Origin of the sequence: Nostoc sp. XA010 (genome assembly GCF_020829625.1) — a bacterium.
In the GTDB taxonomy this organism is placed as follows: Bacteria; Cyanobacteriota; Cyanobacteriia; order Cyanobacteriales; family Nostocaceae; genus Nostoc.
Map to the genome: position 1 here is coordinate 38,652 of NZ_JAIVFX010000021.1, position 25,388 is coordinate 64,039.

Sequence of the window (25,388 nt, forward strand, 5' to 3'; positions counted from 1 at the left end):
TACTTGTTTTTACTAACATGGGTGCATTAAGGCTGTTTTTGCATTAGGAAGTTCCAGGAAATAAATTAACCAATTTCTCAGATAATATTTTTCTATCTCCCCCTGCTCCCTGCCCCCCTGCCTACACCACAATAGGATATTGTTTTAGTTGGAAGTCCCTTAATCGCGGGTTTATGCACCATCGTTTTTGGTTGGTAACAAGGTGCGATTTGTTACCTGGTTTCTGATTAAAAAATCTTGAATGCAGTTAAGAAATTCTTTTAACTCTAAAATTAGGTTAGTAGTATTTCTAAGGTCTTGATGGTAAGCCAATCGTTCTAGTTTGTCCGATGCTAGATACATAGCTGTGGCTCCAATGTTGGCACTAGTACCTTTAAGGTGATGAGCTTCTCGCGCAATTTGCCCAAAGTCATGAGATGCGATCGCTGCTTTAATTATCTCTAAACGGGGTTTAATATCTTCAACGCATACTTGCAATAAACTTAACTCAAATTCTGTGTCATTTCCCGATATCCGATGCAAGTGTTCCCAATCAATTGCTAAATCAGTAGTAACTGTCTGCTCATATATAAATGCCTCTTGTTTTGAAAGGATCACACCTGTCCAATGCTCTAGGGTTGCAGCCAATTTTTCTTTAAACACTGGCTTAGTTAGATAGTCATCCATTCCGGCATTGAGACACCTTTCTTGATCTTCTTTCATTGCATTAGCGGTCATCGCAATCACTACAGGACGACGACGGAGAGCAAAAGTATCTTCTTGCCAACGATGAATTTCTTTTGTGGTTTCTAAACCGTCAAGAATTGGCATTTGACAATCCATTAGAATCAAATCGTAAGGAATTTTTTCTAATAACTGCAAAACTTCCTTGCCATTAGCAACGACATCGGCTTTGTAGCCCAAACTATCAAGTTGTTTCAAGGCTAATTTCTGATTTACCAAATTATCTTCAGCTAAGAGAATTCTTAACTTCGATTTAGTAGCGGGGTAAGGAAAAGAGGAGGTCAGAATGCCTGAATCTGGACTCTGTATTTTTTCAGTAGCCTTTAGCCAAGAGCCTTTAGATCCTTGTTCTGATTCTGACTGAGTTTCTAAAATATTCATAATGGCATTGAGGAGTCGTGATGGCTTAATCGGTTTGACTAAATAAGCAGCAAATGCAATTTTGAGCGTCTGCTGCACTTCATCTCTTTGATTAGTAGAGGTGAGCATAATCAAAGGTATTTCAGTAATTGCAGAATTCCCTTTAATTTGTTCTTCTATTGTCATGTCATTTTTTATATCAACCAAGGCAATATCATAAGACTTACCCTGCTCATAAGCTGACTGAATAACTTTGAGAGCAGCAGCAATACTGTCAGCTTGGTCTACCTGCATTCCCCAACGAGTAGCTTGATCGTAGATAATTTTGTAATTAATAGCGTTTTTATCCACCAATAACAAGCGGCGATTGTTCAAAAGTCCGCGTTCGCATTTTGGCAAAGCAGGCTCAACAAGCTTTGTAAAAAGCACCTCAAACCAAAACTTAGATCCTTTCCCGATCTGACTTTCTACCCCAATTACTCCTCCCATCAAAGTTACTAGTTGTTTACAGATGGCTAATCCCAAACCGGTACCACCATACTTGCGAGTGGTAGAAGCGTCCACTTGGGTAAATGGCATAAAGAGTTTGCGTTGATCTTCAGGGCTGATGCCAAGACCTGTATCTGTGATGGCAAAATGGATGGTGGCTGTAGTAGAGGTAAGAGAACGCAATTCGGCTTGTACTAATACTTCGCCAGTGCTGGTGAACTTGATCGCGTTGCTGATTAAGTTCATGAGAATTTGCCGTAGCCTACCAGTATCTCCTTTGAGGTGGGTGGGGACGTTATGCTCAATCAGTCCGCCAATTTCTAATCCCTTATTATGGGCTGAGGGAGCCAATAATTCCACCACTTCTTCCAGACAAGTGGATAAGTCAAAATCTAGAGTTTCAAGAGCCATCTCTCCAGCCTCAAGTTTAGAAAGATCCAAAATCTCGTTGATTAAACTTAAAAGCGCGTCTCCACTACTACGAATTATTTCAATAAAATCTCGCTGTTCTGAGTCTAAGGGAGTATCTAATACCAAACTGGTCATGCCCAATACAGCGTTCATCGGAGTGCGAATTTCATGACTAATATTTGCCAAAAAGGCACTTTTAGCTTGAGAAGCTAATTCGGCTTGGCGACGGGCAATTTCAAGTTCTTGTCGCTGACGAGTTTCTGCTGCTAATAGTTGGGCTTGGGCTAAGGCAATACCTAGTTGGTCGGCTATTTGTCGCAAAAGATGAGTTTCAAAGCTAGACCAGTGGTGGGAATCATCACACTGATGAACTATGAGCAAACCACATAGTTCTTCTTTGACAAGAATGGGCACAACCAAATTGACTTTGACCCCAAACTGTTGGATTAATTCCAGATGGTTTTGTTCGACTTCTGGCAGATCGAAGCTAGCTAGCCCTAGAATTTGTCCTTGACGGTACTGCTGTAGATAGTACTGCTGTAAATATTCGGCTCGAAAGTAGGGGGCGCTGATGTTTTGCTCTTTGATTGTTGGTAAGCCAGAAACTACTGCTTCAATAACGGTGGGTGCAGATTCATCAGGCAAAACTTGATAGATTAAAACTCGGTCAGTATGGAGAATTCTTTGTACCTCCTCCACAGTGATTTGGAGAATTTGTTCGATTTGCAAAGACTGGCGAATCTTGAGGGTGATTTCGGTAAATAATTGCGATCGCAAGTTTTGCCGTTGTACTTCTTCTTCAGCCTGTTTACGCTGGATAAATTGCCCCACTTGCTCACCGATAGAATTCATCGTTTTGATCAAATCTTGGTCAGGCGCTTGGATTTGACGGTTGAAGCAGGTAATCACACCAAGGATTTTGTGACCACTGCGGATCGGAAAACCAAAAGCTGCGTGTAATTGTACTTCATCGCTGATTTTGAAGCGGAAGAAACTGAGTTCTTTAACGATATCAGCGATCCAAACAGGTTCAGAACTGGCCCAAACCCGGCCAGGTAGTCCAATTCCTGGTGCAAAGGTGGTTTGCCGATTCAGGGCTTCAAACTCTTGCAGATCAAGGGGTGCTTTATGCCACATATCGAGAAAACGCAGCACATTTGCTTGCTCATCCACCATCCAAATTTCACCCAAATCCCATGCCAAACTCTCGCAGATGCCTTGCAAGATTTGGCGAGTAGCAACGCCCGTCGTGGCGGACTCTGCTAAAATGCGAGTTGCAACATATTGTGCAGTTAAATGCTGTTGGGCGCGTTTGCGAGTGGTGATGTCAATGCCAGTGCTAACAATGTATTCCACCGATCCTTCATAGTCTTTTAAGAAGGTATTCGACCAGGCAATCAGTCGGCGGCTGCCATCTTTCATTACCCAATAGTTTTCCTGTTCTAGGAAGCCTCTCCCACTTAGCAATTGCTCAAAAACTGCTTTGGCTGACTCTACCTCTTCAGGAAGTAGGAACAAGTTCCAAAAATACCTACCCCTCACCTCATCGAAGGAGTAACCTGTTGTTTGCTCACAAGCTTGATTGAAGCGAACAATTTTTCCTTGGGAGTCGGCAACTACTACTAAGGCGCTGGCTGTATCCAGGACTGCTGAGATAAAGTTGCGTTCTTGGTTTAAGGCTTCTTCTGTATTTTTGCGCTCAATGACCTCACGATAGATGAAGTAGTAGACTACAGCAAGAACGATAAAACTTAGGCAGATGGCGATCGCAAGTGTCAGAATTGTGTTGCGAGTAGTGGCTTTTTTTCCTTGTAACTGCTGTTGGAGTCGTCCCCTTTCCTCGTTTTCCATCTCATTGATCGCCTTGCGGATATCATCGGTGAGATTTTGCTGATCATTTTTCACTAGTACTTGTAATGCCGCCTCTAATCCCTTGTTTTGGCGCAAGTCAATAGTCTGTTTTAGTTCAGTAAATTTAGTCGTTATTAGAAATTCAAGCGTTGCAATTTGCTTTTGTTGATTCGGTTGATCTGCTGTTAAACTTCTCAGGTTGGCAATTTCTTGCTCGGCGTTAGTAAGTGCTGCTTGATAAGGTTTGAGATAAGTTTGTTTTCCAGTGAGGATGTAACCACTTTGTCCAGTCTCAGCATCTTTTACCTGGTACTGTAGTTTTTCTAGACTCTCAATTTTTTTATAAGTGTTTTTTACTATACTGCGATTATTAGTAGATACTCTTGTATTTTGATAAGAAACTACGCCAATCAGAACTAAAATTGCCGATGCTAAACCAAAGCCTGCTGCAATCTTTTTGAAAAATTGCTTCCTTACCTGCTGCGCCTGTTTGCTTTTCTTGGTTACAAGTACCAAACTTGCTAAATTTCGCCGTAATTCTAGTTGCTTGATGACTTGACGGCCTAAAGTTCGTAATGCCTCCACTTGTTCTGGTGTAAGTTCTCGTGGTACATAGTCAATTACACATAAAGTTCCTAGCGCATATCCTTCCGGATTAGTCAGAGGTACACCAGCATAAAACCGAATCTTTGGGCCAGATGTTACCAGTGGGTTGGTGGCGAACCTTTCGTCATCTGTTGCATCAGGCACAATAAAAACATCAGGCTGTAGAATAGCATGGGCACAGAATGCGAAATCTCGATGTGTTTCTAGGGCTTCCATTCCGACTTTTGACTTGAACCACTGACGGTTTGTATCAATTAAGCTAATTAAAGCAATAGGAGTCTGACAAATATACGAGGCTAAATGGGTGAGGTCATCAAAAGCGGCTTCAGATGGCGTGTCGAGAATCTTATACTGCAAAAGTGTCTCGATTCTCTGTGTTTCGTTATCAGGTAATGGTGCTTTCATCCTTATTCTGGGGATTAGGGACTGGGGATTGGGGCTTGGGGGCTGGAGATTGAGGATTAAGGATTGCGGATTAGGCGGAATTATTAAAAAAGAAGTCTTTATCTTGTTTTGTCCCATTCCTTAGTACCCAGTACCCAGTCCCCAGTCTCTAGCCCCAATCCCCAATCCCTAATTTGTCGACAAACTTACTTTAATTAATGACAACACTTTGGTTAAAAGCGTTAGCGTAATTTCACTGAGTTCGATCTTATTAAAGAATCTGTTGAATGATTAAGTCCCTACTGTATTTTTTGTGGGCTGGTTTTTTTGAAATCGGTGGCGGCTACCTAATCTGGTTGTGGTTGCGCGAAGGTAAGCCTTTATGGTGGGGCATATTAGGTGGAATTGCTTTAGCTTTCTATGGGATTATTGCAACTCTCCAATCGGCAAATTTTGGCAGAGTGTATGCGGCTTACGGTGGCGTGTTTATTGCAATGGCAATGTTCTGGGGTTGGAAGGTAGACGGAGTAACTCCAGACCGCTACGACTTAATCGGAGCATGTTTAGCTTTAGTGGGTGTTCTAATTATCATGTTTGCACCCAGAAATTAAGTAAATTTTCTATATTATTTTTGACCAATAACTTTTATAGTATTCTCTTTTAAACAGATAATAACCTCATCCAAAATTGCAAAGTTTTTTTAGTAACTAAGCTGTAAAAAAAAGCCATCTGGATATATATCTACGCCTTTATACGGGAGATATGAAGAGACATCTTTTGGCAAAATTCTTTGATAATTTACAATACTTCTCAAGGATCACAAGTATCTTGATTTGTAACAGTAGGTAACTAAAAATTTAGAGTTTTGTAGCGCTTCAATAAAATGCTATTCTTCAAAAAAAAGATGCAATCAACAATCAAATGATTGAATACATACATCATTCTTCCCATCTTGGCAACTACAAACAGGATTATATTTTTGCTAACCTTTCAAGAAAATTAAGGTTAAGTAACTTTGAACACAAAAATGTGTAACTAAAAGTAATCAAATGTAGTTAAGTATACAAATTATTGGTGCTTAGGAAGAAAAAGAAGTGTTGAAGAAAGTTGTGATGATTGGGGCTATCACCCTACTGTTTTTAGGAGGGCCGCTGATGGGCAATGCTTTTGCCCAAACACCAGCTGCTGTGCCTGCTGCTGATACTGGAGATACGGCATTTATGCTGATTTCAGCAGCACTAGTGCTGTTAATGACACCAGGATTGGCGTTCTTCTATGGTGGATTTGTGCGATCGCGCAATATCCTAAACACATTGATGATGAGCTTTGTGTTGATGGCGATCGTGGGAGTTACCTGGATTCTGTGGGGTTATAGTCTTTCCTTTGCACCAGGTTTACCATTTATCGGTGGATTGCAATGGTTAGGGTTGAACGGTGTTGGTTTAGAAACTCAAGGCTACTTACCGCATCTGCCTTATGAAGATGCCCTCAAAGCAGCAGACCCTAAATATGCTGATCTCGTCTCCTACGCAGGAACGATACCCCACCAGGCATTCATGATTTATCAAGCCATGTTTGCTATTATCACCCCAGCCCTAATTTCTGGGGCGATCGCAGAGCGGATGAGTTTCCGAGCCTATTCGCTGTTTGTGCTGCTGTGGTCAACCTTTGTTTACGCCCCCCTGGCTCACATGGTCTGGGCGAAAGGTGGATTTTTAGGTTTGGCTGGTGGATTAGGTGCCCTCGACTTTGCAGGTGGCACAGTTGTTCACATTAGTTCTGGCGTTTCTGCTTTGGTCGCAGCGATCGTCCTTGGGCCTCGGAAAACCCATCCTGATCGTCTTAGTCCGCCGCACAATGTTCCTTTCATTTTGCTGGGTGCTGGCTTGCTCTGGTTTGGTTGGTTCGGCTTCAACGCTGGGAGTGCCCTATCTGTTGCTAGTGGAACTTCTGGTAACTTAACAACAAATTTAGCAACAACAGCCTTTGTTGCCACTAATACGGCGGCGGCGGCGGCGGCTTTAATGTGGCTAATCTTGGAGGCTGTTTTACGGGGTAAACCAACTGCCGTGGGAGCAGCTACAGGAGCCGTTGCTGGTTTAGTTGGCATCACTCCCGCAGCCGGATTTGTGACACCGCTATCAGCGATTTTAATTGGTTTCATCACCGCCTTTGTTTGCTTCTATGCGATCAGTTTCAAGCACAAGCTAGAAATTGACGATGCTTTAGATACCTTTCCTGTGCATGGCGTTGGTGGGACAGTGGGGGCAATTTTAACGGCCATCTTTGCCACGACTCAAGTCAACAGCGGAGGTAAAGACGGAGTGTTACGTGGTAATTTTGGTGAATTGGGAGTTGAACTAGTAGCAATTGCCATTGCTTATGTGATCGGAGGTGTTGGTACGTGGGTTATTCTCAAGGTTATCGATGCTACAGTGGGGCTGCGAGTCAAAGAGGAAGCTGAATTGCAAGGTTTAGATATCAACGAACACGGCGAAGAAGGTTACAATTCCGAGTTTGGCGATCGTCCCACTTAGTAAAGAGTGCTAAGTCCTTCAATTTTGGATTTTAGATTTTAGATTTTTCTTTCAATCGAAAATCCAAAATTCAAAATCCAAAATTGGGCTGATTTGCGATCGCTAGCGTTAAAATTTGATTCAAATAATTGGTAAATTTCGCTAGTCGTGTCTACATCTGCAAAAACCTTTCCTATCTGGGCATTTTTCTCGCTGTTAACCAACGGCATCCTAATGTTGGCGGTCATCCTGCTAATTTGGCAACAGCAGAGATTGTCCGCTTTTTTTGGGACAATAACATCCCCAGAGCCAATCAGCCTGAACAACTCACCCGAAATTGCTACACCTGATTTAGGTCGTCGTCACCAACTCTCTTACCAGCAGTGGGTAGACATCCTCATGCAAGAAGCTAAGGTAGCCGCAGACCAACGTCCTTCGCACTTAACGATCCTGGTGGGAGATTCTTTGAGTTTGTGGTTTCCGCCTGAGTTATTACCAGAAGGTAAAAATTGGCTCAATCAAGGAATTTCTGGCGAAACCAGTAATGGGCTTTTGAAAAGATTGGAGATATTTGACCGCACCCAGCCAGAGGTGATTTTTGTGATGATTGGCATTAATGACCTAATTCAGGGGGTGAGCGACAGGGTAATTTTAAATAATCAGCGTCAAATTATCAATTACCTACGAAAGACGCATCCCACAACGCAAATTGTTGTCCAATCGATTTTGCCACATGGGGCAGAAGAAGCAACCTGGAAAGGACGAGAGAAACTTCTGGCTGTTGCCAATAGTCGCATTCGTGAGTTAAATGAGCAATTGCAAAGTATTTGTAACAAAAAAGGTGTCAAATATCTCGATTTATACCCCCTGTTTACCAACAAACAAGGTAATCTCCGCCGCGAATTTACTACTGATGGCTTACATTTAAGTCCTGAAGGCTATATAGTTTGGCGTTCTGCATTGCAGATTTATAGCGAGATCGAATTAAAACCCCAGCGTTAACATCTTTCATCTTTCACTGGAAAAAGGATAAAAGACAAAAAGAAGTAATATCTTTGAATACAACTTTGTATAAATCGCGTCTGGGCGCGAGAAAATAAGAAATAGTGGTTTAAGTAGACAAATCTAATGGATACAAAAGCTTTTAAGCGCAGCCTGCAACATTCCGAAAATTACAATCGCAAAGGGTTTGGTCATCAAGCAGAAGTTGCCACCCAGTTGCAATCTGAGTATCAGAGTAATTTGATTCAAGAAATTCGCGATCGCAATTACACTCTACAACGGGGTGATGTGACAATCCGACTAGCACAAGCTTTTGGCTTTTGCTGGGGTGTAGAACGCGCTGTGGCAATGGCTTACGAAACTCGCCAGCACTTCCCTACAGAACACATCTGGATTACTAACGAGATTATCCACAACCCCTCTGTAAATCAGCGAATGCAGGAGATGGAAGTAGAATTCATCCCCATTGAAGGAAAGAATAAAGACTTTTCTGTTGTTGGAACTGGTGATGTAGTGATATTACCCGCCTTTGGGGCTAGCGTTCAAGAAATGCAGATACTTCACGATAAAGGCTGCAAAATTGTTGATACAACTTGTCCTTGGGTATCTAAAGTTTGGAATACAGTAGAAAAGCACAAAAAAATCGATTATACATCAATAATTCACGGTAAATATAAACACGAAGAAACAGTTGCGACTAGTTCCTTTGCTGGCAAGTATTTAATTGTGTTGAATTTGCAAGAAGCGCAATATGTTGCTGACTATATTATGAATGGTGGGAACCGTGAAGAATTTATGACAAAATTTGCTAAAGCTTGTTCAGCAGGATTTGACCCTGATCAAGATTTAGCAAGAGTTGGTATTGCTAACCAAACTACGATGCTAAAAGACGAAACTGAGCAAATCGGCAAGCTTTTTGAGCGGACTATGTTGCAAAAGTATGGTCCCACCGAGTTAAATCAGCATTTCCAAAGCTTCAATACTATTTGTGATGCAACTCAAGAACGCCAAGATGCCATGTTGGAGTTAGTGGAACAAAATTTAAATTTAATGATAGTAATTGGTGGGTTTAATTCATCGAATACTACTCAATTGCAACAAATTGCTTTTGAGCGGGGAATTCCTTCTTATCATATTGATACTGTTGAACGCCTCAAATCAGGAGATTCCATAGAACATCGGCAATTAAATGGGCAGTTAATAACTACAGAAAATTGGTTGCCAGATGGAGAAATTGTTGTGGGAATTACTTCTGGTGCTTCCACGCCAGATAAGGTAGTAGAAGATGTGATTGAGAAGATTTTTGCAATGAAAGCAACAGCAGCGCTGGTTTAAAAGGGACTGGGGACTGGGGACTGGGTATTGGGAGTGCTGACTGTTGACTGAGAAGTTATTATTTTCCCCATCTCCTCGTCTCCCCATCTCCATTTGCAATTGCCGAGAAAGTTGCAAAATCAGTTAAAGAATGAAGCAGCAATATTCTTATCCAATCAGCGCCTCATACTCATCATGTGAACCAATCCAGATCCAGTAATAATCCTCGCCGTTCTTTAGTGCTAGTGCGCGATATCCACCACTAATCCTGACTGACCACAAATCATTTCCTACTTTTTTTGAAATGCAAAGACGGATGAAATTGATTATTAATCCAAAGACGATACGCCTTTCTAGCTTGCTCTTTAACTTCAGGTGAAAGTGCAGCATAAGAGCGCCAAAAATCAGGGGTTGTTAAGGATTTCATCTAACGGTTTCACCCGATTAGCTTCAATATCTGCTTTTGCACGCTGGATTAACTGATCCAATCGACCCGATTTTGCATCTGCTTCAATTTGCTTGTCCCAAGCATCGTTAAGATATTCTTGGAGCCAGTTTGATAAATCCCGCATTTCACCTTCAGACAGTTGCATAATAGCGGCTTCTATTTCTGGGAGTGAGTTCATCCTGTTATCCTCAATCCAGCACTATAAAATATATCCTACCAAAATTAACGGAATAATTCAGAATTAGAATTAGTGTCAAGTCTTAGTTATGAAGTAATAATTATTAATTTAATCATGAATTAGCATGACAGAGAAATGGCTTTCTATCGTCGGTATTGGAGAAGATGGATTACAGGGGTTAAGCGCGATCGCTCGTTCTCTAGTGGATCAAGCTAAAGTAATTGTAGGAGGCGATCGCCATTTAGCAATGCTCCCTACAGATGACCAACGTGAGAAACTAGTCTGGACATCTCCCATTAGCACTTCAGTTGAGGAAATCAGCAAGCGTCGGGGTGAGTCAATTTGCATACTTGCAAGTGGCGATCCGATGTGTTACGGCATTGGTGTTACCTTGATGCGGCGAATTCCCATATCTGAAATGACGATTATCCCCGCACCTTCAGCCTTCAGCCTCGCCTGTGCCAGGGTGGGATGGTCTTTAACTGAGGTGGAAACCTTGAGTTTGAATGGTCGTCCATCCTCCCTACTCCAGTCTTACATTTACCCAAAAGCGCGGCTGTTGATTTTGAGTGAGGGGAAGGGCACACCCGCCATTGTTGCAGAAATTTTGACAAATCGCGGCTATGGTGGCAGTAAAATCACCCTATTGGAGCGTATGGGCGGCGCTCATGAAAGAATTGTGGAAGGTACGGCTGCATTCTGGAGTGAAACTGAAGTTGCTGCTTTGAATGCGATCGCAGTTGATTGTATTGCTGATGCTGGAGTTATCCCTTTATCAAGATTACCAGGATTACCAGATAATGCCTATCACCACGATGGACAGTTAACGAAGCGTGAAGTTCGGGCAATCACCCTAGCAGGTTTAGCACCGACACCGGGAGAACTATTGTGGGATGTTGGCGCGGGTTGTGGCTCAATTTCTATCGAATGGATGCGGAGTAATGCTCGGTGTCGAGCGATCGCGATCGAACAAAATGCTTCTAGACTACTATATATTGCCGATAATGCCGCGACTCTCGGTACTCCCAATCTGCAAATTATTGAAGGTAAAGCGCCCCAAGCCTTGAAAGACTTGCCTACACCAGATGCCATTTTTATTGGTGGTGGGGTGACAGCAACGGGACTTTTTGATGTTTGCTGGGAAGCACTGCGGCCGGGTGGACGTTTGGTGGCAAATGTAGTGACAGTAGAGGGTGAGCAAACTTTGTTTCAATGGCATGAACGAGTCGGTGGTGATTTAACTCGTATTGCCATTCAACGAGCTGAACCTATTGGTAAATTTTTGGGCTGGCGAGGAATGGCGGGTGTGACGCAATGGGTAGTTGTCAAATAACAAGATGATTCATAAGCTAAGGGAACTTAATTTCAAATTTAAATTTCTATTATTTATGATTGCAACGCTATTACCAGAAGCTGGTATAGTTCACACTTAATGTTCACAATTGAAAAACCTTACTGCCATTACAGCTAGTAAGCGGTTAATTGCTGTATAATTAGGTTTGTGTTCCCTTTTAGACTCGCTCACAGTTTGCAACAATCGCGGCAATTTCTTTATTGAGCGATTTGTGTTGTAATTATCGTCGGCAAAAAGTCACTTATTGGGGATGAAGTAATGGACGAGCATAATCTTAACGACAAAAACAAATTTCTTTACCCTCGTAGTCGCTATTACGGTCAAGTTAAGCCAGAGAATTTAGTATTTAATGCTAACCTTCAAGAATTTACTCAAAAAGTTGGCTACATTACCAGTTTAGAAACATCTGGAAAGCTTGACCCAGAAGACGCTTACAAACAGATTAAAGCACTTTGGAAACAGTTGAAACGTAGTAAAAAAGCATTGTTAATTGGTGAGGAACCACAAGAAAAATCCTGAAGTTGTTTAAGAAACGCGATAATGCGATCGCTATTTATAATTACTCTTAGAAGAGTGCGTTCGCCTGTGTTTCAAGTACCCTGTTTATCTAGTATTAAATTTCTCAACTTTTCTTCATCAAAACTAAGCCCATGACGTTCTAAATATGGGCGTAAATTTATTTTAATGAATAAATCTTTTAGCTCTTGGGCAATTTCTTGGGGTGGATTTCCTGATAAGGCGATCGCAATCAAACGTTCTGCTGCTCGTAATTCACCACAGTCTATTGCAAGAGTTGCAGCACTGCGATGTAATACTGAGCGAGTCGGTTCGGCATCAAGTTGATTGGCAATCAGTGCAGCAGCTTGAGATTCTTTCTCAAAAGCTTGTCGATAGCTAGACTTGACTTGCTTAGAGTCTCCTCTGAGTTTAGCAGTAAAAGCTGCTTCGGCTAAATCCATCGCCTGTTTATGCAACTCCTGAATCTGACTCATTTTTCCACAATAAAAGATAAGGGCTTGCTAAATTCAACAATAATAATGTAAGCGGGAAATTTGCCATCTGAAGGATTAGTTTGCTCTATTTTTTGTTTGACTCTAGCTCTAACCCTGCGATCATCTGCTTTACGTATACCTGAAACTTCCAGCCTTACTTTATTTTGAAACGGAAGTTCACCTACTTCATCTTCGCTACCTAACCAATAATCAAATCCAGTACCTTTGCGCGATCGCTCAATCACTGTAAACTGAGTCAATTGTCTGATGAGCATAAAGGCAATAGCATAGGCTGCTTGTTCTGTGGTGAACTCTTCATCATTCCAGCAGCGAAGCATTTGCTGTGTAACAGGTTGCCAATATAGTCTGAAGGTGGTACGAAAGTCTCCATTAACTGTGAGTTCTACACCCTGTAAATGACCTTGATCCTCCAAACACACCGCACAAGCTTCTGGCTTTTGCTGCTCCAAAAGATGGAGTTATAGCGGGTAGTCCTTCTCCTAATTTAGTTAATACTAACTCTTGGGGTTTGTCCAAGCTAAACAGAGTGAATCTTACCGTGATTAGTTTGATTGTACTTTATTCCAGTTGCAGAAATGCAATAAACTACAATTATTACTTTCCATCCTCCAGTATTAATGTAGACTCAGCAGTATGCCCAAATTCTTCTGGTGCGTATTGCAGATGAACTTGGGCACCAGGCCAAGAAAATGTACCAGGAGTAACAGAACGGACTAAGTAATGCAGACTATAAACCCCTGGTTCCAGGTGGCCGGCGTAGGCGATAATGCGATCGCGGTACACATTCTTAAAACCAAGTTCCCAGCTATCGGCTTTTGCTTGTAATGCAGCTGTGGTAGTTTGAAAACTTGCATCCACCGCCTCAAAACCTGATGGTAACGGATCTTTAATCACCACATGATCCACAGGATGATCGGCAATGATTTCTAAACCAATATCAAACACCTGTCCTGAGGCTAAAGTCAAGGGTTTATCGAAAGCGTAAAGACCTGTTTTTTGTAAAACTTTATCTTTATTTACTTGACCAATTTCTCGTGTTATGCGTAAACCATTAAATCTGCCTGGTTGATTTCCCTGCAAGCGATAATTATAAGCAACCAGATAGTGTAAAGTGCCATTACCTGATTTTTGCAGCGTTAAATCATTACGCCCACGAGGTAATAGATTCATCGGCACAATTAGTTGTAAGCTAGGATTTGTGTAACCTTCAAACCGATTTTCTCCTAACTTATTACCAGCTAATTGTACTGTGGCAACAAAATTAGGTGGTGTGGGTTGCAGTTGACTATATTCTACCAAAGCTGTTAAGGCTTGGGCATTATTATAGTTAGTTTGCCATGTGCCATACCGCCGCAGTGCCAGAAGACTTTGGAATAATTTATCTATAACTTCGGGTTTACTTTGTTTGGCAATAAACAAGCGTAAAGCTTGCGCTTGCGTCGTGGTAGATGAACTCATCCATCCCCAACTGCTGGGTAAACTCACAACTGCTGTGCGACCAGTTTCATATATACTTTGTTGCAGCTTGTTTACTAATTGTTGAGATTCATCTTGCCATTCTGGGAATTGAGATAAATATCGCGCCAGTTTAATTTGAGTTACTACATCAAAATTATTACGCTGTTCATAAATATCTGCAAGAAAAGTATTGCGTTTTTCACCCAATTCTGATAAAGCAATTAAAGCATTAAGTTGCAGTTGCCTTTTACATAGTTGCTGTTTGCAAAACTCGTATTCTCCAGGATTCGCTAAAACTTTTTGCAAATAAGCTTTGAGGCGGGACAGCATTGCAGAATCGACTAAGTTAGGAAACACCTGACTAGCTTTAACCAAAGATTCACCTGCATAAGAAGAAACCCAAGGGTCAGATTTTTCTTGTTTAGGGAAAGCAGCAAAACCACCATCTGCTATTTGGAGTTTTTGTAATTGTTCAATTGCTTGTTTTGCCTGTTGGCTAGGATTAAATTCTGAAAATGTCTGACCATATTTTTGTGTAAGATTTTGCAGATTAGTCGCAATCATTAACTGACTTGCAGCAGGTTCTGTAAACGGCAAATCATCATCTTCTAAAACCTGCTTTGCTGGTGCTTGAATCTCTGGAATTAAGGTACTCGCCAACTGAATATTTAAACCTCCCGCATCAGGGAAGGTATTTTTATCAACATTCAGGGGAATCTTCACCTGTTTTTCAGTTACACCAGTTTCAACAACTTTTTCTGTAATTTCAATTGGCTTAATTTCCAAAGGAACTTCAAAAGCATCTGCGGCTGTACCATTTAGCTGAGTGGTAAAGCGAACTTTCCCAACTCCCACACTATCCGCCACCATTGGAAAACGATAAGCGTGAGTCGCGGATTCAGCTTTGGTTTGCAAAGTAGTCGCTGTGGGGTTTTTCTCAGCAAACTTTACATTACCGCTAAGTTCGCCATTAATTGAGAGATTTCCTGTATTCCCAGTGTTGTTAGTTACAGATAAACCAGCAAGGATGCGATCGCCTGGACGGGCAAATTGTGGCAAGATGGCATTAGTTAGCAGTGGCTTTGTGCTGATAAACGTCGCGTCTCCATTCCCGAAACGCAGATTTCCATCAGTGGCCACAGCCATCACCCGCCATGTAGTTAAGTCATCCGGGAGTTTAAAGGCTATCTGTGCATTACCGTTAGCATCGGTGAGAACAGAACCGTTGTAGTAAGCTAAGGCTTGAAAATCTGTGCGAGTGCGAGTATTGGCTGCACCAGTTGAAAAACCACCGCCATAACCCCAACCTTTGGGTTTAGCTACATCTTGTGGTTGTAATATGACATCTGGACGATTATCGGTAAAGCGGGTAGATATCGGCTGTTCTGCATAAACTGTATCTACTAAGTCTGGGGGACGATAACCAGAAAGTTGTAACACTGCTTCATTTACCACCATGACTGTAAACTGTCCTTTGGTGGGATTTCCTTGATTATCCTTCAGTTCTAGTTGTACCGTTTCCTCCGCACCAGGTTCTAATGATGCTTGTACTGGCTTAACTTGCAGTTTTAAATACTTATCTTCTAAGTTAACTTTAAAAGGTGTAAAACCAATCTTCACCAAATTATCTAAACTTCCCGCTTCGACTTGGTTTATCGGTTTGCCTTGTCTGACTAAGACAGCTTCAATAGCTGCATTTGGTAGCATTTCTGGCGTGACTTTAAACTGAATTTGTGGTGCGCTTCCCTGAGTTTTGGTAATTTGCTGATAAAGGGGTTTGTCTTTAATCACAGCAAAGTACAATTCTGCATCTGGATAGGGAGATTGAATTAGTACAGTAGCGGTTTCACCAGGTTTAAACTCTTTTTTATCTAGCTGAATTTCTAAGACATCTTTTTCTTTAGAACCCCAAAATACTGGATTTCCCCCAGTTGCCCAAATTTGTAAATCTGTGGCACTTGATTCGCCTTTGGCATCACTAAAATTAACTCTAATCCGGTATGAACCAGATTCCGGTGCTGTCAAATTCACCGATTGCGGATTACTAGCAGATGTAATTTCTGCTTGTCCGACTGTTTTATATTCAACTTGATTTTTTGGAGTTCGGCTACCTTCTACCAATTGCGTGACGCTGCTATATTTAATCTGTTGTAATTCTAAGCGTACCCGTTGCCCTGTAATCACTTTTCCTGTAGGGTCAGTAACAATCACTTCAATGGGAAAAGCCTTACCAGCATCAGCGACGAAATTACTTTTTAACCCGATGAGGCGATTACTCGGTAAGGCTGTAAAAGTTTTGAAATTCGCTACAGATAGATTAGAAACATCTGCAACTTGCACATCCACCCGGTAAGTCATCGGATATGGTAAATCATTAGCCACATTCACAGTTTGACTACTTTTACCATTAGCATCTAGCTGGGCATTAGTTTGTAAGACATCACTAGATATAGTAGGGGTTTCCTCTGGCCACAACCATTGTCTACCAAAAGTAAATTCCTCCCAACCTTTAGGGAGAAAGTTAGCCTGTTGGCGAGTGATAAAGTATTTTGCTTCGCCACCTTCTACAGGCGCACCAAACAAATAATTGCTTGTGGCATTAATATCAACTTTCTCATCAATGAGAGCAAATTCTTTATCTAAATTGAGTTCGACTTTAAAATTGGGTGGCTTAAACTCAGCTACCCGAAATTCTCCAGAAATTTCTTGCCCATTCTTACCCTTAGCCTGGATTGTATAGTAGCCTAAGCGCTGAGTAGCCTTGATGGGGAGTTCTAGAGAAAATGTACCAAATTCATTTGTAGTTTGCGTACCTAAATTAGCCTTTTGCCCATCAGGATTAACCAAAGTTAATTGGTAAGCAGCATTTTTATCTTGCTGGATTGCACCATTTTGCAAGAAGTCAGCAAAACCAGTCAACCAAGCTTTTTCTCCTGGTTGATACAACTGTCTATCCGAAAAAATTACCCCGCGTGATTCAGGTTTCCCAACTTGCCAGCCTGCATCAATACCATATCCATAAACGCCGCTATATTCTTCAACTCTGGCGAATGCCCAATCTTGATTTTCACGGGTAATTACTAATAATTGTGGTGATTTACTATAACTTTCATTTCCCGAATAACATTGCTGCAATCCTTTACGAGTAATTGCCAAAGTTCCATTTTCATCAGTTTTACCCGTTGCACAAGGTACAGGTTCAGGGCGAGATTTAGCCTGTAATTTTGATTGATAAATTTCCACAGCAGCCGCTTGAACTGGCGAACCATCTGTAAGATGATTGACGCGAATTAAGCCTGACTCAGGAAACCACTGAGTAAATACGCCCAAATTCGTCAATTCAACCATGCCATAAGTCGTAGGTTCACGCCACAGTTCCTTACCATTCTCCTGATATTTATTAGTACGGGCTTGCACTCCATAAGCTAGCATTCCCGTAGCTGCACTTATTTTTTCCCGCAGAGGAACAGCAATATCAACTGATTGATTTTTTTTACCTGATACCTTAAAGCTTTGCCAATCAGAAGGTTGTGGTAATAAATCATTACTATTATTAAAATAAACTAAATCTGTCGGTTTAACTACTTGATAAGCTGCTTTGTACTTAGATTCTGGCAGATTTCCCGTACTAATATTTAGCTGTAAATCTTTACCTGTGGGGAAAATATTCAAATCTGATGGTACCCAAATATCCCCAGCTAAATCTCCAGTATCATATTTTAGTGTGACAGGTTTACCCAAAGTCTGCTCAAACTTATCTTTGAGGTTTCCGCCGATAGTAATTGTATAAGTCTTGGCAGGTTCTAGCGCATAAGGATTAATACCGACAACTTTATCTTCATCGTTTATTTGGATGATTCTCGAAATTTCTTTTGGCGCTGGATTAATAGTAATATTTTCTTTAGCTGAATCTGGCAATAAGATGTTATTAAATTCTAGCTGTGGACTGCCTTTAATAAATCTTCCAAAAGTTCCACCTGCATCTGGCTGTCCGTAAAAGTTAATTTTTTGAAATGCTAAAGGCGAATAAGTTGCTAGCTTAGTGGCAAATTCTTTCTCTGTAGGTAGATTACCATAAGCAGGGCGGATTCCGGGAGAAAATACTAGGCGATAAGGGGTTGCTTTTTCGAGATTTTGCTGGGGGACGAGGTTATAAATCCAATTGCGTGCTGAAGGGTCAAATTTTTCTAAAGGTTCTTCACTTTTTAATGGTTTTTCTTCTTTATTTAATTCGACTTTAAAGCCTACACCCTTGTTTTTTCCTTCTGGAGTTAACTGTAAATGTTCTTGTACAGAAGCTAAATCCAATTCAACATTTGAAGTAAACTGTAATTTCTGTTGTAAATCAATTGGTTCAATATCAGCTTTCTCAATGGGATTAACACCGGGTAAATTAGTCAGTTTGATAGATTCGGTATTGAATGTCCAAGGTAAATCTTTGTCTAAGCGATGATTTTTTAAATCGGCTAAACCTGTTTTGAGGGTAACTTGAAATCTTGTCGCTATTGGCAATGCTTTCTCGGCTTGAAAACCCACCATGCGTGGTGTCAAAAAGCGAAATTGACCAGGTAAAGGCGGCCAAAGTGCAAATTTTTCTAATATTTTCTGCTGTTCTGGACTGTCTAGGCTTTCAACTGGAATTAAAGCTTCTTTAAAACGGATGCGGATTTGGTTAAGAGATTTTGCATCCCCAATGGGACTAATTTGTTCAATCCAGTCTGGTAGTTTAGGCGGGGTGAGTGCTGATACTGTTGGGAGTTGTTCTTTACCTGAGTTGATACCAAAAAAATTACACCCTGCCATCCCTAGCATAAATGTAAAGAGAAGAAGATACTGTATTTTTCTCTTCTGGCTTGAAGAATGACTAATTTTTTTTAATAAACCGCCAAGAACGCCAAGAACGCGATAGGTAATCTTATGATGGAAACGCAGTAAAAATCTGATTATCATCTTTCTAGTAATTAAAAATAAAAAATTCACAAGTTATAGCAAACAAAAATTTGCATTCTTTCATAGAGTGGGTAATGCCAAGACTAATAAAGGACGCAATATGTCTAGTTATTTATACTCAAGCTGTGGATGTAACGTATGTTTATTTACATAGATAACCAATCAAGTGTTATTGTTCCAAAAATCACTACAATTCTTAACTATGAAGAAGTATTTAAGTTCTGCAAATATTAATTTATATCTGCTAAGTTAGGAAAAATTAATTATTAAGTATTTGACATACTTACTGATGTAGATGTAATAATCTCCGCGTCAAAATTAAGATAAGTTTTCTTGGGCAGGGATTCCCTGATGAAACTGATATCACGATCGCTACTCAAAATTAAGCGCACTAGTAAGGTTATCCTAGCTGTGCTGGTAATCTGTCTGGTGGTACGTCTACTACCTTATTTTGCGCCCATTCGTGCCGCAGGCATTGCTCAAAATCAGTTGGCAATGCAATTTAGCGATCGCAATGGTTTACCATTAGGAACACTACTCACCCGTGACCAAGAACATACATCAGTAGTACCACTAAATCAGGTTTCTCCCCAGTTTACCCATGCTATTTTAGCCGCCGAAGATGGCAGCTTTTATCATCACGGGGCGTTGGATATGAAAGCTATTATCCGCGCCAGCAAAGAAGCCATTCACGCCAAACGAATTGTTTCCGGTGCTTCTACAATTACTATGCAGTTAGCGCGGATGTTAGATCCAGTGCCACGCAGTTTCTCTGGTAAACTGAGTGAGATTTGGCTATCTTGGCGGTTAGTAGCAGGGATGAATAAAGATGAAATTCTCTCTGCATATATCAATCGCCTGCCAATGGGAGGCAATATATATGGTGTGGAAGCAGCAGCGCAGACTTATTTTTCCATCCCAGCTAGTGAGTTGAATCTTGCCCAAGCTAGTTTGTTGGCTGCTATTCCTAATAATCCTACATACTTTAACCCTTACCAGCATTGGGAACGGCTGAAGCAGCGACAAAAATATGTCCTTAATCGGATGGTACAGGAAAAGTATATTAGTGGTGCGATGCCTACGGCGGCAAGCTACGCAGCCCGAACACATACCGAAAAAGTTGTGTTTCAATCTCGCCCACCAGGAATTATCGCCGCACCACACTTTTTATTTTGGTTAGCCAATCAAATCCCCCCTAGCAAGCCTTACAAAGCGGAGAATCAAGCCCCCCTTTTTAAGGGGGGTTGGGGGGATCAATCCGTTATTCGCACGACTATAAATCGCCCCTTGCAGCAGTTTGTCGAAGCACAGGTACAGCAGGTAATTTCTTCCCTCGCCGCTAACAATGTGCATGATGCAGCTGCATTGGTGATTGACAATCACACTGGTGAAGTTTTGGCTTATGTTGGTTCACCTGATTATTTTAATGAAGTCAAACTGGGACGCAATGATGGAGTGCAAGCTCTACGTCAACCAGGTTCTACGCTCAAGCCTTTTGTGTATGAATTAGCTTTAGAAAAAGGTTTAATTCGCCCAAATACCATTTTGGCAGATGTACCTGCCCATTATGCAATTCCCGGCGCGAAACTTTACAGCCCCACAGATTACACCGAACGCTTTCTTGGCCCTGTGCGGGTGCGAATCGCTTTAGCAAATTCCCTAAATGTCCCCGCAGTGAGGGTTTTAGAAAAAGTAGGCGTGGTAACATTCTTAGAACTTCTGCATCAACTGGGCTTTGAACACCTTAATCAAACCCCAGAATATTACGGTTTAGGGTTAACTCTCGGTAGTGGCGAAGTCAGTCTATGGGAATTAGCTAGAGCTTACGTTACTATGGCACGACTCGGAGAAGCTACGCCGCTAATAAGCACATTTTCAGATTCCCCAATTCAAAATCCAAGTTGCGCTGAAAGCGCACCAAAAGTGCGACCTAAAATCCAAAATTCGACGACAATATGGCAATTAATTACCAACATACTTAGTGATAACCATGCCCGTGCAACAGCATTTGGTGTAGACTCAGTGTTAAATTTACCTTTCCCCGTTGCTGTTAAAACTGGCACTTCTTCCAATTTTCGGGATACTTGGACAGTTGGCTTCACCACAGATTACACCGTCGCTACTTGGGTAGGCAATTTCAACGGCGAACCGATGCGTCAGGTTTCAGGTGTTACCGGGGCTGCACCCTTGTGGAATCGAATTATGTTACACCTGCACGAATATCAAGAACCAGCAGGTTTTCCGCCTCCAAAAGGTTTAGTGCAATTACCTGTTTGTGCAATTTCGGGGTTACGACCAACACCAGATTGTACCTCAGTGGTGCAGGAATATTTCTATCCAGAAGATAAAATTGCCTACGAAGGTGACAATCAATTCAATTTATCACCAGAGTATGATGAGTGGTTGGCAAAACAACAGCAATCGAGTCTTGTTTCTACCAATTTGAGAATTTTATCTCCGCATCATGGCGATTTATTTTTACTGTATCCAGGTGAAGAAGCGAAGCAAAAACTCGAATTTAAGCTAGCGGGAAATAAATCTGCGTCTGTTGAATGGTGGCTAAATGGGGAAAAACTAGATACAAACTCAGCTAATTCTTTATTTTGGAATTTGCGTGCTGGTAAGTGGACTTTGGAAGCAAGAAGCGGAGAGATGACCGACAAGGTAAGTTTTCAGGTCGAATTAGCTAGTATTAAACCTACGCGTCGAGGATTTTCTATTAGTAATTCTCAGGTAAAGGGGAATCGTCCATAATTAAATATAGAGGACATTGATTAAAAAAGGCAGGAATTACCTGCCTAGTTCCGTTAAACATTTTGATGAGTAAACTATTGCAGATCATATTGACAAAGGCATTACAAAATTATGTCAAAGGTATGACCACAGATAATAAGCTTGAACAAGAGCAAGAGAGCAGGGGTAGATAGAAAAGAATGCTACACAGTCGATATATTTGCTTACCGTGTCTGCTTGATAGGAATCTCAATCAAAAACTCTGTACCCTTACCGGGTGAAGAAATACACTTGATTTTTCCCTTGTGCTTATCTACGATAATCTGGTAACTAATAGATAATCCTAAACCAGTGCCTTTACCTATAGGTTTAGTAGTAAAGAAAGGATCAAACAATTTAGTCTTAACTTCCTCTGGTATTCCTGGTCCATTGTCTTTAATACTAATAATCACGCACTCTTCATTCTTAACTTGAGTATGGACAATAATAGAGCTAAGGTGTTTTTTAGCCTCTCCTTTTAAACTTAAACACTCTTCTTCCCATTCATATAAAGCATCAATAGCGTTACTTAAAATATTCATAAATACCTGATTCAGTCTTCCTGCATAACATTCAACAAGAGGCAAATCACCATAATCTTTGATTATTGCAATCTCTTGGTGTTTATGCTTTCCTTTGATACGATATTGTAAAATTAATAGAGTGCTATCAATTCCTTGATGAATATCAACAGGTTTCATTTCTGCTTCGTCAAGACGCGAGAAGTTTCGCAAAGTTAGCACAATCTCACGAATGCGGTCAGTACCAACTGCCATTGAGGATAATACTTTCGGTAGATCATCAATAATAAACTCTAAATCTATCTCATCAATCAGACTACTTAGTTGTGGGTTATAATTAAATTTTTGTTGCTGATACAGGTTAATTAAACTTAGTAAATCCTGACTATATTCTCTAACATGCATCAGGTTACCATAAATGAAATTAACTGGATTATTAATCTCATGAGCAACACCAGCAACTAACTGACCTAATGAAGACATTTTTTCAGTCTGAATAAGTTGTACTTGGGCGTGTTGCAATTCTTGCAGTGTCTGTTTTAATTGATTATTTTTGTGTTTTAGTTTTGCCGTTCTTTCTGCAACTTGCATTTCTAACCTATAATTCGTTTCTTCTAAGGCGGCTTGAGCAATTTTTTTAGCTTTTAAGTATTGCTGTAATAAGTGCAATACTAAAAGCCATGCTGGAATCAGCATTGCTAAACTTATAATAGATTCTAAAATTGCCCAAAACATTCTTTTGTAATAATCATCAACTCTTTGCTGTAACTGAAGTGAGATATTACGCTTTGTTTTAGCAACACCATCAGCATAAATTTGTTTTTGACTTTCATAATCACGGTTAGAAAGTAATATTTGTGCTATCTCTTTTTGATTTTTTTTAACCAATTCAAAAGATTGATATTCAATTTCTACTAAGCGTTGATTAGCAGCATCAATTTTTTTAGCATCCTCATTTTCATATACTTTAGGAGCCAATTTAATAGATTCTTTAATAGCAAGATCAAGTTTAGGTTCAAATTCGCGATACCGTTCTTCCCAAATAAGTTTTCCTGTTGCAGCATTCATGCGTGCTGACATCGTTAAGACTTCATCAAGATAAGTAATTTCATCACTCAGCATTTGGAGTTTGAATTCATATTTAGTAATACTATTAAAGTTATGATATGCTTGCCAATTGAGGCAAATTTTAGGAATAAACAAGATTAATGTTAGCAGTAACGTTATAGTTACTATTTGAGAGGGAACGAATCTCAGTTTGTTAGAAATATAAAGGTGCATTTTGATAATTTTTTTATATATATGGTCATTGATAATAAAATTTAATGCTCTCCTATAAGTTTTATATCATCAGGATTAATCCCGAAAATATTTCTCAAATTTCCTATAGACTTTTTTTAAATTAATTTGAGCTATGTCTAGTTGAAAATTTTCACCTAAATCAAAAGCCATATTCTTAACTTGTAACCAAATAACTAACTTATTAGTATTTGTTTTTACTCTGATTTGTCTATATTTACCCAGAAAATTATTTTTATTTTTATAATTAAGTATAATAAAATCTATTTTATATGAAGTTACAGTATTATTACTTAATTTAGAGTAATGGCAAAGGCATCTAAATGAGGAATCATCGACTGATAAGGGACTTCCAGAAAATAAATTAACCAATTTACTCAGATAATATTTTTCTTTCTCCCCCTCAGGGCAAACGCATCTAAAGTATAAGAATCCTTTAATAGCAAGGGTTTCAACGTTTTTAAATTTAGCCTATTTTTTCGTCAAGATCCTTATCCAGCAGGGGTTTCAGAAATGCCGTGCGTTCGCCCTGTTCTCCCCCTGCCCCCCTGCCTACACCACGATAGGATATTGTTTTAGTTGGAAGTCCCTAAAGTGTCATTGCGATCGCTCATGCAAAACTCCATAACCGCCTACTTCTGCCACACTGTACTTCCGATCACAGACTCTCGTAGGTGAGTTCCGTATTTGCCCAGTTGGTTTCTGCCAAAAATTCCCTAAATGTGGTTAGAATTCCAGGAAACTCCTCTTCTCGTAAACGCTGGACATCGGCTTGATAACCTTGCTTGCGATACCACTGAATCAAATCGAACAATTCCTTTTGCAGCAAGAGTAAGAAAATCCAGGCGGGTGTCTCTTTGTAGACAACTTTCATCCCCTGTGCTTGGGAGAATGCCTCTGCCATCTCAAGAGGAGTCAGCACATCGCCAGCTAGCTCAATTTCTTGACCAATATACTTAGTGGGATGTTTAATTACGTAAGCAGCAACGCGGCCCATGTCCTTCGTTGTAATTAGATGAAGGGGCTTGTTTGGTTGAATGGAAAATGGGAAACTACCTTTGAGGATGGAAGGTCGCGTGTACTTCTTCCAAAACTCCTCCATAAATAAGCAAGCTCGCAACATGGTAGTTGGTAAGCCAGCTTCTTTGAGAATTTTCTCTACTTGATACTTTTGCTCTATGCGGGGGATTCCTGAATTCCTATCCGCCCCACCTGCGGAATTGTAGACAAAGTGCTTAATGTCAGCCTGTTTAGCTACTTGTGCAACTCGCCTTGCTCTCTCCACCTCTAGCGGGTCAATTTTAGCAGAGTCCGCAGAAGTAGCGTGGCAGTAAACAGCCGAAATTCCTGTAAAAGCTTCTATGAGGGAAATTTCATCGTCTAGGTTGGCTTTTACCAGTTCAACTCCGGCATCGTTGAGTTTTGCAAGAGTTGGACGATTAAGGTCAATTTCTCTAGTGATAACTCGCAGGTTGGTAACTTCCTGTTCAAGAAATCCCTTAACGACATTTCCACCTGTGCCGCCAGTAACTCCGATGAGTAAAACTTTATCAGTATTTGACTCTGTGCGATCGGGGAAATTTGACATTCTCTCTTCTACCTGGAGTTATTTATTTAAATTAAGTTTATCCAAAGACAATAAAAGCAAACAATAATTGAAGAATAATTCAAAATTCAGAAGTCAGAATACATCCGTCTGGACAGAAGCTAGATGCTTGTGTTTTGTTTTGTTTTGACAT

At 40.6% G+C, this 25,388-nt stretch carries 14 protein-coding genes; 7 read left to right on the forward strand and 7 right to left on the reverse strand.

Features of this window, described 5'->3' with window-relative positions; all coding sequences use genetic code 11:
- Window positions 1–171: 171 nt before the first annotated feature.
- Window positions 172–4,845 carry a GAF domain-containing protein gene (locus LC608_RS24770; protein ID WP_229556102.1) on the reverse strand — a complete coding sequence of 1,558 codons (4,674 nt, stop codon included), beginning with the start codon at window positions 4,843–4,845 and terminating at the stop codon, window positions 172–174.
- A 266-nt stretch (window positions 4,846–5,111) separates the two neighbouring features.
- On the opposite strand from LC608_RS24770, the gene LC608_RS24775 reads away from it, so the two are divergent.
- From LC608_RS24775 to LC608_RS24790, 4 genes are all read left to right on the forward strand, one after another.
- Window positions 5,112–5,435, forward strand: coding sequence for a YnfA family protein (locus LC608_RS24775; protein ID WP_229556103.1), 324 nt, complete (start codon window positions 5,112–5,114; stop codon window positions 5,433–5,435).
- 483 nt (window positions 5,436–5,918) lie between these two features.
- A complete protein-coding gene (locus tag LC608_RS24780) occupies window positions 5,919–7,361 on the forward strand; it encodes an ammonium transporter (RefSeq protein WP_308189916.1) in 1,443 nt (480 codons plus the stop codon).
- A gap of 147 nt (window positions 7,362–7,508) precedes the next feature.
- Complete coding sequence (locus tag LC608_RS24785; RefSeq protein WP_229556104.1) at window positions 7,509–8,342, forward strand: SGNH/GDSL hydrolase family protein; 834 nt, start codon at window positions 7,509–7,511, stop codon at window positions 8,340–8,342.
- Between the two features lie 126 nt (window positions 8,343–8,468).
- Window positions 8,469–9,677: a 4-hydroxy-3-methylbut-2-enyl diphosphate reductase gene (locus tag LC608_RS24790; RefSeq protein WP_229556105.1), complete on the forward strand. Its 1,209-nt coding sequence runs from the start codon at window positions 8,469–8,471 to the stop codon at window positions 9,675–9,677.
- A 383-nt stretch (window positions 9,678–10,060) separates the two neighbouring features.
- Here LC608_RS24790 and LC608_RS24800 read toward each other — a convergent pair whose 3' ends face one another.
- The gene (locus tag LC608_RS24800) at window positions 10,061–10,282 is read right to left on the reverse strand and encodes a hypothetical protein (RefSeq protein ID WP_229556106.1); all 222 of its coding nucleotides are present in this window, start codon (window positions 10,280–10,282) and stop codon (window positions 10,061–10,063) included.
- Between the two features lie 124 nt (window positions 10,283–10,406).
- Between LC608_RS24800 and cbiE the strand changes: the two genes are divergently transcribed.
- Together cbiE and LC608_RS24810 are read left to right on the forward strand one after the other, a co-directional pair.
- Window positions 10,407–11,615 (forward strand): precorrin-6y C5,15-methyltransferase (decarboxylating) subunit CbiE, encoded by a 1,209-nt coding sequence (cbiE, locus tag LC608_RS24805; protein WP_229556107.1) that lies wholly within the window; start codon window positions 10,407–10,409, stop codon window positions 11,613–11,615.
- 279 nt (window positions 11,616–11,894) lie between these two features.
- Complete coding sequence (locus LC608_RS24810; RefSeq protein ID WP_229556108.1) at window positions 11,895–12,155, forward strand: hypothetical protein; 261 nt, start codon at window positions 11,895–11,897, stop codon at window positions 12,153–12,155.
- 71 nt (window positions 12,156–12,226) lie between these two features.
- Here the strand turns inward: LC608_RS24810 and LC608_RS24815 are convergent, their stop codons facing one another.
- The 3 genes from LC608_RS24815 to LC608_RS24825 all read right to left on the reverse strand — a co-directional run bounded on the left by LC608_RS24815 (window position 12,227) and on the right by LC608_RS24825 (window position 18,910).
- Window positions 12,227–12,628, reverse strand: a complete 402-nt coding sequence (locus tag LC608_RS24815; RefSeq protein WP_229556109.1) for a hypothetical protein — start codon at window positions 12,626–12,628, stop codon at window positions 12,227–12,229.
- The gene (locus LC608_RS24820; protein ID WP_229556110.1) at window positions 12,625–13,098 is read right to left on the reverse strand and encodes a hypothetical protein; all 474 of its coding nucleotides are present in this window, start codon (window positions 13,096–13,098) and stop codon (window positions 12,625–12,627) included. Before LC608_RS24820 ends, LC608_RS24815 begins: the two co-directional genes overlap by 4 nt.
- 145 nt (window positions 13,099–13,243) lie before the next feature.
- Window positions 13,244–18,910, reverse strand: coding sequence for an alpha-2-macroglobulin (locus LC608_RS24825; RefSeq protein ID WP_229556111.1), 5,667 nt, complete (start codon window positions 18,908–18,910; stop codon window positions 13,244–13,246).
- A 498-nt stretch (window positions 18,911–19,408) separates the two neighbouring features.
- On the opposite strand from LC608_RS24825, the gene pbpC reads away from it, so the two are divergent.
- Entirely contained in the window at window positions 19,409–21,811 is a 2,403-nt protein-coding gene (gene pbpC / locus LC608_RS24830) for a penicillin-binding protein 1C (RefSeq protein ID WP_229556112.1), read from the forward strand.
- 203 nt (window positions 21,812–22,014) lie between these two features.
- On the opposite strand, the gene LC608_RS24835 is transcribed toward pbpC, so the two are convergent.
- Both LC608_RS24835 and LC608_RS24840 read right to left on the reverse strand, forming a co-directional pair.
- Entirely contained in the window at window positions 22,015–23,631 is a 1,617-nt protein-coding gene (locus LC608_RS24835) for a sensor histidine kinase (protein WP_229556113.1), read from the reverse strand.
- A 676-nt stretch (window positions 23,632–24,307) separates the two neighbouring features.
- A complete protein-coding gene (locus LC608_RS24840) occupies window positions 24,308–25,237 on the reverse strand; it encodes an NmrA family NAD(P)-binding protein (RefSeq protein WP_229556114.1) in 930 nt (309 codons plus the stop codon).
- Window positions 25,238–25,388 lie beyond the last annotated feature (151 nt).